Annotated in this window: 10 protein-coding genes; 6 read left to right on the top strand and 4 right to left on the bottom strand. The window is 70.4% G+C overall.

Translation table 11 applies throughout. The features are described 5' to 3' along the window. The first annotated feature begins 69 nt into the window (after positions 1 to 69). Positions 70 to 1,191 carry a peptidoglycan recognition family protein gene (locus tag ACIA8X_RS28910; RefSeq protein WP_399459453.1) on the top strand — a complete coding sequence of 374 codons (1,122 nt, stop codon included), beginning with the start codon at positions 70 to 72 and terminating at the stop codon, positions 1,189 to 1,191. 103 nt (positions 1,192 to 1,294) lie between these two features. Here the strand turns inward: ACIA8X_RS28910 and ACIA8X_RS28905 are convergent, their stop codons facing one another. Continuing rightward, on the bottom strand, positions 1,295 to 2,893 hold the full coding sequence (locus ACIA8X_RS28905) for a S8 family serine peptidase (protein WP_393455152.1): 1,599 nt from the start codon (positions 2,891 to 2,893) through the stop codon (positions 1,295 to 1,297). A gap of 255 nt (positions 2,894 to 3,148) precedes the next feature. Here ACIA8X_RS28905 and ACIA8X_RS28900 point away from each other — a divergent pair, with 255 nt between their 5' ends. The 3 genes from ACIA8X_RS28900 to ACIA8X_RS28890 all read left to right on the top strand — a co-directional run bounded on the left by ACIA8X_RS28900 (position 3,149) and on the right by ACIA8X_RS28890 (position 7,825). Further along, the gene (locus tag ACIA8X_RS28900; RefSeq protein WP_393455155.1) at positions 3,149 to 4,957 is read left to right on the top strand and encodes an ABC-F family ATP-binding cassette domain-containing protein; all 1,809 of its coding nucleotides are present in this window, start codon (positions 3,149 to 3,151) and stop codon (positions 4,955 to 4,957) included. 321 nt (positions 4,958 to 5,278) lie between these two features. Further along, positions 5,279 to 6,865 carry a PQQ-binding-like beta-propeller repeat protein gene (locus ACIA8X_RS28895; RefSeq protein ID WP_399459452.1) on the top strand — a complete coding sequence of 529 codons (1,587 nt, stop codon included), beginning with the start codon at positions 5,279 to 5,281 and terminating at the stop codon, positions 6,863 to 6,865. A 252-nt stretch (positions 6,866 to 7,117) separates the two neighbouring features. Beyond that, positions 7,118 to 7,825: a LuxR C-terminal-related transcriptional regulator gene (locus tag ACIA8X_RS28890; protein ID WP_393455161.1), complete on the top strand. Its 708-nt coding sequence runs from the start codon at positions 7,118 to 7,120 to the stop codon at positions 7,823 to 7,825. A 109-nt stretch (positions 7,826 to 7,934) separates the two neighbouring features. On the opposite strand, the gene ACIA8X_RS28885 is transcribed toward ACIA8X_RS28890, so the two are convergent. The 3 genes from ACIA8X_RS28885 to ACIA8X_RS28875 form a co-directional block, all read right to left on the bottom strand. Beyond that, a complete protein-coding gene (locus ACIA8X_RS28885) occupies positions 7,935 to 9,377 on the bottom strand; it encodes a hypothetical protein (protein WP_399459451.1) in 1,443 nt (480 codons plus the stop codon). 101 nt (positions 9,378 to 9,478) lie between these two features. Further along, positions 9,479 to 9,847 (bottom strand): hypothetical protein, encoded by a 369-nt coding sequence (locus ACIA8X_RS28880; protein WP_399459450.1) that lies wholly within the window; start codon positions 9,845 to 9,847, stop codon positions 9,479 to 9,481. A 20-nt stretch (positions 9,848 to 9,867) separates the two neighbouring features. Beyond that, positions 9,868 to 11,571 carry a sodium:solute symporter family protein gene (locus ACIA8X_RS28875; RefSeq protein WP_393455170.1) on the bottom strand — a complete coding sequence of 568 codons (1,704 nt, stop codon included), beginning with the start codon at positions 11,569 to 11,571 and terminating at the stop codon, positions 9,868 to 9,870. A 189-nt stretch (positions 11,572 to 11,760) separates the two neighbouring features. Here ACIA8X_RS28875 and galT point away from each other — a divergent pair, with 189 nt between their 5' ends. Both galT and galE read left to right on the top strand, forming a co-directional pair. Beyond that, positions 11,761 to 12,822: a galactose-1-phosphate uridylyltransferase gene (gene galT / locus ACIA8X_RS28870; RefSeq protein ID WP_393455173.1), complete on the top strand. Its 1,062-nt coding sequence runs from the start codon at positions 11,761 to 11,763 to the stop codon at positions 12,820 to 12,822. Then, a complete protein-coding gene (gene galE, locus ACIA8X_RS28865; protein WP_393455176.1) occupies positions 12,819 to 13,781 on the top strand; it encodes a UDP-glucose 4-epimerase GalE in 963 nt (320 codons plus the stop codon). The genes galT and galE overlap by 4 nt, the downstream gene beginning before the upstream one ends. Positions 13,782 to 13,792 lie beyond the last annotated feature (11 nt).

The raw sequence follows: 13,792 nt of genomic DNA, 5'->3' as shown, positions 1-13,792 counted from the left end.
GACGTTTCAAGCGTCGGGCCTCCCCCCGCTCGACGCTGTCATCTGCACTTCTGGAAGGCGTACTTCCCCGTGTCCGAAACCCCCACCCCCGCACAGCCGTCCCACCGTAGAAAGCGCTCGCTCTCCCGGCGTGGCGTGATCGCCGCCGGTGGTGCCGTGGCCGCCGGTGCCGCGGTGACGCCGATGGTGTTCGCGGCCACCGACTCCGGCGAAACGGACAACTCGGCCGCCGGCTCCGGCGATTCCGGTACGACGCCGGAGAAGTTCCCCGCCACCCGGACCGAGGCCGCCACTGGCACCGGCGAGGCCGCCACCGCCTTCGCCGCCTCCTACGTCGGTGTGCGCTGGTCCGGTGCGAAGGAGGGCGCCGCCATCCGCCTCGCGGACGGCAACTGGCAGACCCTCGCGAGCGGCTGCGCGGCCGTCGAGGACGGCGGCACGGCCCTGGTCGCCGCCCAGAACGCCACCGCGTACGAGGTGAAGGCCCCGACCGACATCGACGGTGTGCACTCGCTGGCGATCGACACCACCGACGGCCCCGACCGCACCTTCAAGGTGCCGAGCGAGCCCACGCGCGTGCGTGGCGTGCGCTACCTCTCGCGGCCGGCCTGGGGCGCCGACGAGTCCAAGCGGTTCAAGGCGGACGGCTCGGTCAACTCGCCCGAGACCTACTACCCGCTGCAGATCATCACGGTCCACCACACGGCGACGCCGAACGCCGATCCCGACCCGGCCGCCACGGTGCGCGCGATCTACGAGTTCCACGCGATCACCAACGACTGGGGCGACATCGGCTACCACTTCCTCATCGACGAGGCGGGCAACGTCTACGAGGGCCGCTACTCCGGCGACGACGGCATCCCCGCCTTCAACCCGGACGGCGACCTCGTCACCGGCTTCCACTCCGTGGGCTACAACTCCGGCGCCCTCGGCATAGCCCTGATCGGCAACCTCGACGCGCAGGGTCCCACCGAGGCCGCCAAGGCCTCCCTGATCCGGCTGATCAAGGTGATCACCCGGTTCAAGGGCCTGGACCCGGAAGCGAAGGTCACGTACACCAACCCCGTCAACGGGACGAAGAAGGACACGAACACCATCGGTGGCCACCGCGACTACTTCGCCACCGAGTGCCCCGGCCAGATCATGTACGACCTCCTCGGCGAGGTCCGCGCGGCGGCCGCGCGCCGCTGACCAGAGCGAATGGCCTGAGCGAATGGCCTGAGCGAACACGGCGACGCGCCCCGGGGATCCCGCCCCGGGGCGCACGCTCGTTCCAGGTGCTCTCAGCCGGGGCTCAGAAGGTCAGCTTCCAGCTGTTGATGTATCCCGTGTCCGCGCTGTAGACGTCCTGGACCTTGAGCTGCCAGGTGCCGTTGACGGTCGTCTCGCCGGCCGCGTCCACCGTGTACGTGGCGTCGACGTTGTCCGTCGAGTCGGAGGAACTGCTGCTCTTCAGGCGGTAGGTCGAGCCGTCCGGCGCGACCAGGTCGATCACCAGGTCGCCGCGGTAGGTGTGGACGATGTTGACGTACACCGACAGGTCGCTGGGCGCGCTGCCGGTGAGGCCGCTGACGGTGATCGGCGAGTAGACGGCCGAGCCCGCGTCCGGGATGGAGACGTCGGTCGCCGACTCGAAGCTGGAGCCGGTGTCGCCGCCGTCGTCGTCACCGGCCGGGGTGACCTGGAGCAGCAGGTTGGGGCTGCCGGTTCCGACGCTGGTGAGCGTGCCGGACGACGCCGCCGAGGTCAGGGCCGAGGCGACCGCGGAGGGCGAGGCGCTCGGGTTCTCGCCCAGGTAGACGGCCGCCGCGCCGGCGACGTGCGGGGACGCCATCGACGTACCCGAGTAGGTCGCGGTGCCGGAGTCGGAGGCGTTGGACGCGGACGTGATGCTCGATCCCGGCGCGAACAGGTCCAGTACGGACCCGTAGTTGGAGAACGACGACCGCGCGTCGGCGCTGGTCGAGGCGCCCACGGTGAGCGCGGCCGAGACGCGGGCCGGGGAGTTGGAGGAGGCGTTGGTGTTGTCGTTGCCGGCCGCGACCGCATAGGTGATGCCGGCCGCGATGGAGTTCTCGACCGCCTCGTCGAGCACCGAGTCGGCGCTGCCGCCCAGCGACATGTTGGCGACGGCCGGGAACTGCGCGTTCTCGGTCACCCAGTCGATGCCCGCGACCACACCGTCGGTCGTGCCGGAGCCGTCGTCGTCGAGGACGCGCACGGCGACGATGTCCGCGTCCTTGGCGACGCCGTACGTCGATCCCGCGACGGTGCCCGCCACATGTGTGCCGTGCCCGTTGCCGTCCTGTGCGGTGGAGTCGCCGTCGACCGCGTCGTAGCCGTAGGAGGCCCGGCCGCCGAAGTCGCTGTGGGTGATGCGGACGCCGGTGTCGATGATGTACGCCGTCACCCCGCTGCCCGCGCTGTCCGGGTAGGTGTACGAGGAGTCGAGCGGCAGGTCGGCCTGGTCGATGCGGTCCAGGCCCCAGGTCGGGTTGGTCTGGGTGCCGTTGATGTGGACCGTCTTGTTCTGGACGACCCGCTCGACGGCCGGGTCGGCGGCCAGCCGCTTGGCCTCGGTCGCGCTCATCTCGGTCGCGTAGCCGTTGAGCGCGCTCTTGTACGTGCGCTCGACCTCGGCGCCGTACCGGTTCGCGAGCGCCTTGCCCTTGGCGGAGGCGGCGGGGAAGCCGGCGTTGTCCTTGAGGGTGACGATGTAGCTGTCCTTGATGGCGCCGGGGGCGTCGGCGCCCTGGACGACGCCCTCGGCGGGGGCGGCCGAGGCGGGAGCGGTGGTGGCGGCGCCCACGGCGAACAGGGCCGCTGCCGAGACGAGCGCGGCGAGGCCGGTGCGTCTGCGGCGGGACATGGGGGCGTGCTGCACGAACGACATGGGGGTGGGACCCCTTCTCGGGAGACGTGCACGGACGGGGCGGTGGGGGGTGGCCTGTCCTGTGCCGATACGGTGACGGTCTTGAGGTGATCACGTCAATTAGGGGAATCCCTACGTCCGCGTAAGGGGGCGGGTACGGGGCGTGTTCGGTGCGGGCTCGGTACGGGTTCGGGGGCCCGGGCGGACGCGGGGCGAGGAACTGTCGGTGCGCCCGACTACGCTGGGAGGCTGATCGTCCCCCTGGGCAGGAGAGAAATGGCCGTCAATCTGGTCAATGTCGAGAACGTCAGCAAGGTGTACGGCACCCGTGCCCTGCTCGACGGTGTCTCGCTCGGCGTCTCCGAGGGCGATCGCATTGGAGTCGTGGGCCGCAACGGCGACGGCAAGACGACCCTGATCCGCATGCTGGCCAAGGCGGAGGAGACCGACACCGGCCGGGTCACCCACTCCGGCGGACTGCGGCTCGGTGTGCTCACCCAGCACGACTCGCTCGACCCCGAGGCGACCGTCCGGCACGAGGTCATCCGGGACATGGCCGACCACGAATGGGCCGGGAACGCCAAGATCCGGGACGTGCTCACCGGACTGTTCGGCGGGCTCGACCTGCCCGGCTTCCCGCAGGGTCTCGACACCGTCATCGCCCCGCTCTCCGGCGGCGAGCGGCGGCGGATCGCGCTCGCCAAGCTGCTCATCGAGGACCAGGACCTGATCGTCCTCGACGAGCCCACCAACCACCTCGACGTCGAGGGCATCTCCTGGCTGGCCCAGCACCTGCGCGAGCGCCGCTCGGCGCTCGTGTGCGTCACCCACGACCGCTGGTTCCTCGACCAGGTCTGCACCCGCATGTGGGACGTGCAGAAGGGCGACGTCTTCGAGTACGAGGGCGGCTACTCCGACTACGTCTTCGCCCGCGCCGAGCGCGAGCGCATCGCCGCGACCGAGGAGGTCAAGCGGCAGAACCTGGTCCGCAAGGAGCTGGCCTGGCTGCGCCGCGGCGCCCCCGCGCGTACGTCCAAGCCGCGCTTCCGGGTCGAGGCGGCCAACGAGCTCATCAAGGACGTACCGCCGCCCCGGGACACCAGCGAGCTGATGAAGTTCGCCTCGTCCCGGCTCGGCAAGACGGTCTTCGACCTGGAGGACGTGACCGTCCAGGCCGGTCCCAAACTGCTGCTCAAGCACGTGACCTGGCAGCTCGGGCCCGGCGACCGCATCGGCCTCGTCGGGGTCAACGGCGCCGGGAAGACGTCGCTGCTGCGCGCCATGGAACAGGCGGCGCGCACCGAGGGCGAGACGCAGCCGGCCGGCGGGCGGATCGCCGTCGGCAAGACGGTCAAGCTCGCCTATCTGTCCCAGGAGGTCGCCGAGCTGAACCCGGCCACGCGGGTCCTGGAAGCCGTACAGCAGGTCCGCGAGCGCGTCGACCTCGGCAAGGGGCGCGAGATGACCGCCGGTCAGCTGTGCGAGACGTTCGGCTTCAGCAAGGAGAAGCAGTGGACGCCGGTCGGGGACCTGTCGGGTGGTGAGCGCCGCCGCCTCCAGCTGCTGCGGCTGCTCATGGACGAGCCCAACGTCCTCTTCCTCGACGAGCCCACCAACGACCTCGACATCGAGACCCTCACCCAGCTGGAGGACGTCCTCGACGGCTGGCCGGGCTCGATGATCGTCATCTCCCACGACCGGTTCTTCGTCGAGCGCACCACGGACCGCGTCTTCGCCCTGCTCGGCGACGCCACCCTGCGGATGCTGCCGCGCGGCATCGACGAGTACCTGGAGCGCCGCCACCGCATGGAGGCCCAGGTCGCCGCCGCGACCCCCGCTCCGGCCGCCGACAAGGCCGTCCCCGAGAAGAGCGCCGCCGATCAGCGCGCCGCCAAGAAGGAGCTGCAGAAGATCGAGCGGCAGCTCGACAAGCTCTCCGAGCGGGAGACCAAGCTGCACGCCCAGATCGCCGAGCACGCCACCGACTTCGGGAAGGTCGCCGAACTCGACGCCGAACTGCGCGACTTGGCCGGTCAGCGGGACGAACTGGAGCTGCGCTGGCTGGAGCTCGCCGAGGACGCGTAGCGCTCCGCTAGAAGTGGCGCTCCGGTCCGTCGATCGTCTGCGGCGCCATCGTGGCTGGTCGCGCCCCGCGGCGGAGCCGCATATCGACACAGCCCCGCGCCCCTTTCAGGGGCGCTGCCGAACCGCAGCGGATCGCCCGACCTGGCGAGTGGTAGAAAGACTTGCTCGACAACGGGCCGAGACCCGCCGGTGTGGCGAGAACGCGACGGCGCGGCAGCGGCACCACATCAGTGCGCGAGGGGAGAGCCGCGTATGACCCAGCCACCGCAACCGGGTGGCTACGGCGCGCCGCACACGCCGCCACGGCCTCCCCGGCCACCCGTGCCGCCTCCGCCCCCCGGCCCGTACGGCCGGCTGCAGGATCCGTACGACTGGAACTCCGGCTACGGCATCCCGCAGCCGTCCCCGCCCACCCCGTCCACCCCGCCCACCCCGCCCGCCGGGCCCGGTGGCGGCGGGCGGCGGGCCAAGGGCTGGTCGGCCGTCGTCGTCGCGGCGGTCGTGGCGATCGCGCTGATCATCGGCGGTGGTGTCCTGTACGCCAACTCCGGTGACGGGGACGCCAAGGACGCCACGGCCGGCGCCGACGGCGGCACCGGCGGCCAGGTCGACGGGGGCGACGGCACGACGTCCCAGGGCAGCGAGAAGGTGCCCGCCCGGACCGCCTCCAAGGTCCTCTTCCAGATCCCGTCGCCCAAGGCCCTGGACGCCGGCAGCGGCGCGGTGCCCGGCTCCTGGCTGACCGGGAAGGCGTACGTCAAGACCGGCGTCGCCGAGATCGTCGGCTACGACCCGGACAAGGGCACCAAGCTGTGGACGATCCCGCTGCCCGGCCCGGTGTGCACGGTCACCGGCCACACCACCAAGGACGACCTGACGGCGATCGTCCACGAGCCCGCGATGCCGACCAAGGCGAAGCCCACGCACGGCTGCACCCAGGTCTCGGCGATCGACCTCGACGCCGGCCGGAAGCTGTGGACCGGCTCCGCCCTGCGCGGCAACGCACCGATCCGGTTCGACAACATCACCATCAGCGCGCGCACGGTCGCCGTCGGCGGTGCCGGCGGTGGCGCCGCGTTCGACATCACCTCGGGCGCATCGCTCTGGACGCCGAAGGCCAACGACACCTGTTACGACGCCGGGTACGGCGGCGGTCCCAAGCTGGTGGCGCTGCGCAAGTGCCGGTCGCAGAGTGGGCTCCAACCGCACATCCAGACCATCGACCCGCAGTCCGGGCAGGTGATCTCGGCGTACCGGATGCCCGACGGCATCGAGCACGTCGGCATCGTGTCGACCGACCCGCTGCTGGTCGCCGCGGGTGACGGCAGCGGCGTCTCGGAGTACTTCTCCCTCGACAACAGGACCGGCAGGCTGCGTACGCGGATCTCGGCGCCGAGCGAGCAGTACGCGGCGGTGTGCGACCTCATCAGCAGGATCGAGCAGTGCTCACAGGCGGCGGTCGGCAAGGACCGGCTGTATCTGCCGACGAAGGTGCGGGCGGGCGCCGTCGGTTCCGCGCAGACCAACGAGATCGTCGCGTTCGACCTGACCACCGGCAGGCGGACCGGGCAGCGTGCGGTCGCGGGCGACGGCTATGTGATCGCGCCGCTGCGGATGGACGACGGCAACCTGCTCGCGTACAAGCGGGCGCCGTACGCCGCCCAGGGCGGGCAGGTCGTCAGCATCGACGGCCGCACGTTCAAGCAGACCCGGCTGCTCCAGAACCCGGCCACGCAGGCCGTGCGGGACGCCGAGGCCGGCATGCTCCCGGAGCGCGCCGAGTACCTCTACACGCAGGGGCACCTGTACATCTCGGCGATCTCCGCGATCTCGGCGACGACTGCGGCCGGGTCGGCCCGCCCGGGCGAGCGGAAGTACCTGGTGATCGCGTTCGGCGCGGGTGACTGATGAGGGGCCTGCTGCTCGTCGTCCTCTAATGCGCGGAAAGCCAGAAATTCCGCCGTTCCGGGGCACTTCTCACCGGTAGGGGGAGCGCAACGTCGAACAAGCGTGTAGCTTCCGGGGGCATGAAGGGCGGGGGAGCCGGGAGGGGGCTTCTGCCCGCGCGGACCAGTGGGCATCCAGAGTGGGGCATCCGGACTGGCCTGGCCCGTCCTGGGTATTGATGGAGATCCATTGGGGGGACTGGGGGGTTGCTCGATGGGAGTTCGGCTCATGGTGGTCGACGACCACCGATTGCTCGCCGAGGCACTGGCCTCGGCACTGAAACTGCGAGGACACCGGGTGCTGGCCGCCGCGGCGCCCGCCGCGGGGGCGGCGGAGCTGGTGATCACACGGGCGCCGGAAGTGTGCCTGCTGGGGACGGCGACACCGGCGGAACCGGGGATATTCGACCCGGTGGTGAAGATCAAGCGGGAGCGCCCGCAGGTGGCGGTTCTCGTCCTGGGCCCGGTGCCGAGCCCGCGCGGCATAGCGGCGGCGTTCGCGGCGGGCGCCTCCGGTTATGTACGGCACGACGAGCGCATAGAGGGTGTCGAGCGGGCGATCATGAAGGCGCGCTCGGGAGAGGCGGCGGTGGCACCGCAGTTGCTCCAGGGCGCGTTCAGCGAACTCCTCAACCCGGCCGCCCAACCGGACGACGAGGGGCAGAGGTTGCTGCAGATGCTCACCCCCCGGGAGGTCGAGGTCCTGGTCCGGGTGGCCGACGGCGAGGACACACGGCTGATCGCGGCGGGCATGGGCATCGCGCCGTCCACGGCTCGTACCCATGTCCAGCGGGTGCTGATGAAGCTGGGGGTCGGTTCGAGGCTGGAGGCGGCGGCGTTGGCGGCGCGGACGGGGTTGCTGGAGCGGGCGGGGCCGGTGCCGCACTCGTCACCGGAGACGGGGGTGGGGCCGGAGTCCTGAGAACTCCGGCCTCACCGGATGCCGTTGGCCTCGCTCAGCCGGTCAGCCAGTCAGCCAGCCAATCAGTAAGCAGCTCTAGCTAGCCCGCCCGCTCACCCGCGTGCGGGCCTCAATCCGCTCGGCCCTCTTCGCGTGCCGTGCCCTGCCAGGCGAAGCCGAGGGCCGGGACCAGCACTCCGGCGGCGGCGGTCCACGGCCGCCAGGTGCCGTCGTCCGGTACCAGCAGCAGCGCGGCCAGGCAGCCGAGTGCCAACGCCCAGCCCGCGAGCACTGGCACGGACGCCGTGGCGAGCCAGCCCGCGCCGAGGTCCAGGGGCCGTACGCGCCGCTGCGGGTCAGGCTGCGCGGGGACGGTGAGCCCCGCCTTCGCGATCTGCTCGGCCACCGGGACCGGCACCGCGCCGGGCAGCTGCCAGCCGTCGTCGCCCACCAGGTCGGCCAGGACGTCCCGGCCCCGGCGCCGCCGCGGATTCCACAGCAGCCAGCCGTGGGTACCGGACAGGGCGTCCCCGGCGGCCTCGCTGGACATCTGGGAGTGGAAGGGGATCTCACTGCCGCCGCCCTGGAGGACCAGGCCCTTCAGACGCCGGGTGTTCTCCCGCTGCTTGCGCTCGTCGGCCACCGAGGTACCGCCGGCCGGCGGCGCGTCGACGTGCTCGCCGGCCCCCGTGACGGTGACCCGCAGGGCATGCCAGTCGGAGCCGACGGTGCGCGCGCGGCGCCGCGTACTGCCGGTCACCCACCAGCCGATGACCAGGGCGAGGGTCACCAGGACCCACAGCCCGGCGATCGGCCAGGCGGTGCCGACCTCCACGGCCCGCCCGGCGAGTTGGCGCTCCACGTCCTCGCGCTGGTCGTCACCGATGGCCCCCAGATCGGGCCGGTCCGGGACGTACGCCACGTACAGGTCGCCGCCGACGGCCTGGCGTTGATTGGTGGTCGCCTCGAATGTCGCGCGCGCACCGTCCCGCCCGGTCGTCGAGGGAAGCAGGACGGTGAAGTCGGCGGTGGCATCGGCGCGTCGGCTGCTGCCGTCCGCCACCTCGTTCTCGATCTTCACGATCGGAAGCGGCTTGATCACCGCATCCGCCTCGGCCAGCACGGCACTCGTGCCGGTGCCCCGCGCGTCGGCTGCGCCCAGCGTCCCTCCGAGCGCCAGCAGCGCGGGAACGGCGACCAGCACGCCCACCATGCGGATCGACTGCCCGCGCGCACCGCCCAGCCGCAACGGCACGGCGCCTTCGCCGTGGCCCGGGGTCGCCGATGCGGCCCGCTCGGCCCGCCGGTAGGTCTCCCTACGGGACCGGCTGCCTCCGCGCACCACCGCCACGGCCAGGATCAGCAGGCATACGGTGAGCAGTGCCAGGGAGCCCCACATGATCGCGGCGCGCACCGGCGTGGCCCCCAGCAGGAGCCACGCCGCGGTCAGCGCCACGAGGGCGAGCGGGGCGGCCACGGCGACGAATCTCCCGCTGCGGACGAGGCTTTGGACACCGGTCACGTCGTCGGTGCCGTCCAGGGCAGTCTGGTCCACGGTCCACCCACTGCTCACCCGAACGCTCCACAGAAACTCTTGACCGCGCGCAGATCAGTTGCGCTTGCCCAAGACTTTACTGTCGGTAGCGTCGTCGCAGCCGCTGAGCCGACCCTCCCTCACTGATTCTGCACGTCCGGCGGCGTCTGCACGTCCGGCGGCGGCGGAGCCGCAGGCCTCAGCTTCAGCCACGCCAGGAAGAACAGGCCGAGGAGCAGCATCCCAAGCCCGGTCCAGAGGTTGATGTTGACGCCCTCGGCCTTGTCGATCGCGGCGTCGTCGTCGGTGAGGCCGGTGATCGTGACGATGACGCCGTAGAGCACGAAGAGGCCGCCGATGATGCGCCGGATGTCGAAGAGACGGGCGGCTGTCGCGGACTTCCCCTCCAGATCGGTGACTTCCCGCTGGACGTCCTTGTCGGAGTACCCGGAGTGTCCGGAGCGGCCGGGGCGCTCGGGGTTTTCGGAGCGGTCGGAGTTCTCGGTCATGGTCTCTCAACCTCCGGTCGTCAGAAGGAGAACGGGATGTAGCAGGCGGCCGCCAGCACGATCGCTCCCCACCCCAGCAGCGCCGGCTTGCGGTACCAGGCCTCGTCGCCCGGTGCCGGCGGCTCGGCCATGCCGGGGGAGCGGGTGCCGTAGACCAGCCCCTGGAGTTCCTCTGCCGGCTTCGGTGCCGTGAAGAGGGATACGGCCACCATGACGACCCCGCCGGCCACGAAGCCCGCGATCGCGGAGACGAAGTTCGCGCCCTGGTCGGAGGGGATGGAGATGATGTCCTGCTTGTAGAGGACGAAGTAGTTCACCATCGCCGCCGTCGTGCCGGCCAGCAGGCCCCAGAAGCCCGACTTCATCGACGCCCGCTTCCAGAACATGCCGACGATGAAGACCACGAACATCGGCACGTTGAAGAAGGAGAACAGGGTCTGGAGGTAGCTCATGATGTTGGAGAAGGAGGAGGCGAGGAACGCCGTGCCGATCGACGCCATCACACCGATCGCCGTGATGAGGCGGCCGAAGCGGACGTAGTAGGAGTCCTCGCGGTCCGTGACCACGTACCTCGCCCAGATGTCCGTGGTGAACACCGTGTTGAAGGACGACACGTTCGCCGCCATGCCCGCCATGAAGGCCGCCAGCAGGCCGGTCACCGCGATGCCCAGCACACCGTTCGGCAGCAGGCCCTCCATCAGGTAGGGGATGGCGTCGTTGTACTGGTAGCCCGACTCCTCGGTGCCGAAGCCGGGGATCAGGGCCGCGGCGGCCAGCCCGGGGATCATCACCAGGAACACGATGAAGATCTTCGGGAACGCCGCGATCAGCGGGGTGCGCTGGGCCGCCGAGAGGTTCTTCGCGGACAGCGCGCGCTGGACCTCGGCGAAGTTCGTCGTCCAGTAGCCGAAGGACAGCACGAAGCCGAGGCCGAGCACGATCGTCAGCCAGTTGGCGCCCAGCGGGTTCGCCTCGCCGATGCCGGTGCCGCCCCAGGCGGTGACGAAGTCGTCGCCGTGGGTCTGGGTCAGCTTGTCGCTCAGGCCGTCCCAGCCGCCCACCTTCTTCAGAGACAGCACCGTGATGGGGATGAGGGCCGCCAGGATCACGAAGAACTGCAGGACCTCGTTGTAGATCGCGGAGGACAGACCGCCGAGGGTGATGTACGCCAGCACGAAGAAGCCCGCCACGACGATGGCCACCCACTGCGGCCAGCCCAGCAGGGCCTCCACCACGATCGCCAGGGCGTAGAGGTTCACACCGGCGATCAGGATCGCGGCGAAGGCGAACAGGACCGAGCTGAGCAGGTGCGCCCACTTGTCGAAGCGCAGCAGCAGGAACTCGGGGACCGAGCGGACCTTGCTGCCGTAGTAGAAGGGCATCATCACCAGGCCGAGGAAGACCATGGCCGGGATGGCGCCGATCCAGTACCAGTGGACGGTGTACGCACCGTACTGCGCGCTGTTGGCGGCCATCCCGAGGATCTCGGTGGCGGCCAGGTTGGCGGAGATGAAGGCGAGGCCCGTCACCCAGGCGGGCAGGGAGCGGCCCGAGAGGAAGAAGTCGAGGGTGGTCTTCACCGAGCGGCGGGCGGCGAAGCCGATGCCCAGCACGACGACGAAGTAGATGCCGAGCAGCGTGTAGTCGAGCCAGTTCGTGGGGAGCCGTAGCTCGGCTGCGAGATGGGTGGGGGAGTACGTGGGGGTTTGTGTGGGGGTGTTCATATGTACTCGCTTCGTTTGGCGAACCGATACAGCGCGGAACCTACGCCCCTGCGTTCAGTAATTGAACACGTCCTGTGACGCTCTTTGTTTGATTGTGATGTTGACTGCCGTGGTGAGTTGTGTTTCTCTGTGTTTAGTTCTGTTTGATGGAGTCTCGGAAGACCTGAGTGGCTCGAAATGGAGTCCGGCGTGAAGAAGACCTCGACCCGACTGGCGGACGGTCGTGAGCTCATCTACTACGACCTGCGTGACGACACGGTGCGCGACGCGGTCGACCGCCGTCCCCTGGACCGGACCGTCACGACGTCCGAGGTCCGTCATGACGTGCTGCTCGGTGACGCGGTCGCCATCGCCTCGCACCGGCAGGGGCGGACGTACCACCCGCCGGCCGACGAGTGCCCGCTGTGCCCCTCCGAGGGCGACCGGCTGAGCGAGATCCCGGACTCGTCGTACGACGCCGCCGTGTTCGAGAACCGCTTCCCCTCGCTCGCCGGGGACTCCGGCCGTTGCGAGGTCGTCTGCTTCACGTCCGACCACAACGCCTCCTTCGCCGACCTGACCGAGGAGCAGGCGAGGCTCGTGCTCGACGCCTGGACCGACCGGACCTCGGAGCTGTCCTCGCTGCCCTCCGTCGAGCAGGTGTTCTGCTTCGAGAACCGCGGAGCCGAGATCGGTGTCACCCTCGGCCACCCGCACGGGCAGATCTACGCCTACCCCTTCACCACCCCGCGCACCGCCCTGATGCTGCGCTCCGTCGCCGCGCACAAGGACGCGACCGGCGGGGAGAACCTCTTCGACGCCGTCCTGGAGCGTGAACTCGCCGACGAGCGGGTCGTCCTGGAGAGTGAACACTGGGTGGCCTTCGTGCCGTACGCCGCGCACTGGCCGTACGAGGTCCACCTGTACCCGAAGCACCGGGTGCCCGATCTGCTCGCCCTCGACGAGGACGCGCGCACAGAGTTCCCCAAGGTGTATCTGGAACTCTTGAGGCGCTTCGACCGGATATTCGGGGAAGGGGAGCCTCCGACGCCGTACATCGCCGCCTGGCACCAGGCGCCGTTCGGCACGCTGGAGGACTTCGAGGGCGTCGTGCGTGAGGACTTCGCGCTTCACCTCGAGCTTTTCACCATCCGCCGCACTTCCGGCAAGCTGAAGTTCCTCGCGGGTTCCGAATCCGGCATGAGCGTGTTCATCAACGACGTGCCGCCGGAGCGCGCGGCCGAGCGACTGCGAGAGGTAGCGAGTCAATGAGTGGGAAGTTTCTGGTCACCGGTGGCGCGGGCTACGTGGGCAGCGTGGTCGCGCAGCACCTGATCGAGGCGGGCGAGGAGGTCGTCGTACTCGACAACCTCTCCACCGGCTTCCGTGAGGGTGTGCCGTCCGGGGCGTCGTTCATCGAGGGCGACATCCGCGACGCCGCCAAGTGGCTGGACTCCTCCTTCGACGCGGTGCTCCACTTCGCCGCGTTCTCGCAGGTCGGCGAGTCGGTCGTGAAGCCCGAGAAGTACTGGGACAACAACGTCGGCGGCACCATGGCCCTGCTCGGCGCCATGCGCGAGGCCGGCGTACGCAAGCTCGTCTTCTCCTCCACTGCGGCCACGTACGGCGAGCCGAAGGAGGTGCCGATCGTCGAGTCGGCGCCGACGCAGCCCACGAACCCGTACGGCGCCTCGAAGCTCGCCGTCGACCACATGATCACGGGCGAGGCGGCGGCCCACGGCCTGGGCGCGGTCAGCCTCCGCTACTTCAACGTCGCGGGCGCCTACGGCGACTGCGGCGAGCGCCACGACCCCGAGTCGCACCTCATCCCGCTCGTCCTCCAGGTCGCCCAGGGCAGGCGCGACGCGATCTCCGTCTTCGGCGACGACTACCCGACGCCGGACGGCACCTGCGTGCGCGACTACATCCACGTCGCCGACCTCGCCGACGCCCACCTCCTAGCGCTGAAGGCCGCCCGGCCGGGCGAGCACCTCATCTGCAACCTCGGCAACGGCAACGGCTTCTCCGTCCGCGAGGTCATCGAGACCGTCCGCCAGGTCACCGGGCACCCGATCCCGGAGGTCGTGGCCCCGCGCCGGGGCGGCGACCCGGCGGTCCTGGTCGCCTCCGCCGACGCCGCCCGCGAGCGGCTCGGCTGGAACCCGTCCCGCGCGGACCTCGCGGGGATCGTGGCGGACGCGTGGGAGTTCGCGCAGCAGCGCGGCAAGTAGAAGGTACGGAA

The organism is Streptomyces sp. NPDC051738, from assembly GCF_044453205.1.
In the GTDB taxonomy this organism is placed as follows: Bacteria; Actinomycetota; Actinomycetes; order Streptomycetales; family Streptomycetaceae; genus Streptomyces.
Note: the sequence above shows the minus strand (reverse complement) of the source record. Positions and strands in the feature narration are given on the sequence as shown.

Coding starts and splice junctions, on each gene's coding strand:
- ACIA8X_RS28890 (WP_393455161.1), top strand. CDS start 7,118: ATGGGAGTTCGGCTCATGGTGGTCGACGACCACCGATTGCTCGCCGAG.
- galE (WP_393455176.1), top strand. CDS start 12,819: ATGAGTGGGAAGTTTCTGGTCACCGGTGGCGCGGGCTACGTGGGCAGC.
- ACIA8X_RS28905 (WP_393455152.1), bottom strand. CDS start 2,893: ATGTCGTTCGTGCAGCACGCCCCCATGTCCCGCCGCAGACGCACCGGC.
- ACIA8X_RS28900 (WP_393455155.1), top strand. CDS start 3,149: ATGGCCGTCAATCTGGTCAATGTCGAGAACGTCAGCAAGGTGTACGGC.
- ACIA8X_RS28880 (WP_399459450.1), bottom strand. CDS start 9,847: ATGACCGAGAACTCCGACCGCTCCGAAAACCCCGAGCGCCCCGGCCGC.
- ACIA8X_RS28875 (WP_393455170.1), bottom strand. CDS start 11,571: ATGAACACCCCCACACAAACCCCCACGTACTCCCCCACCCATCTCGCA.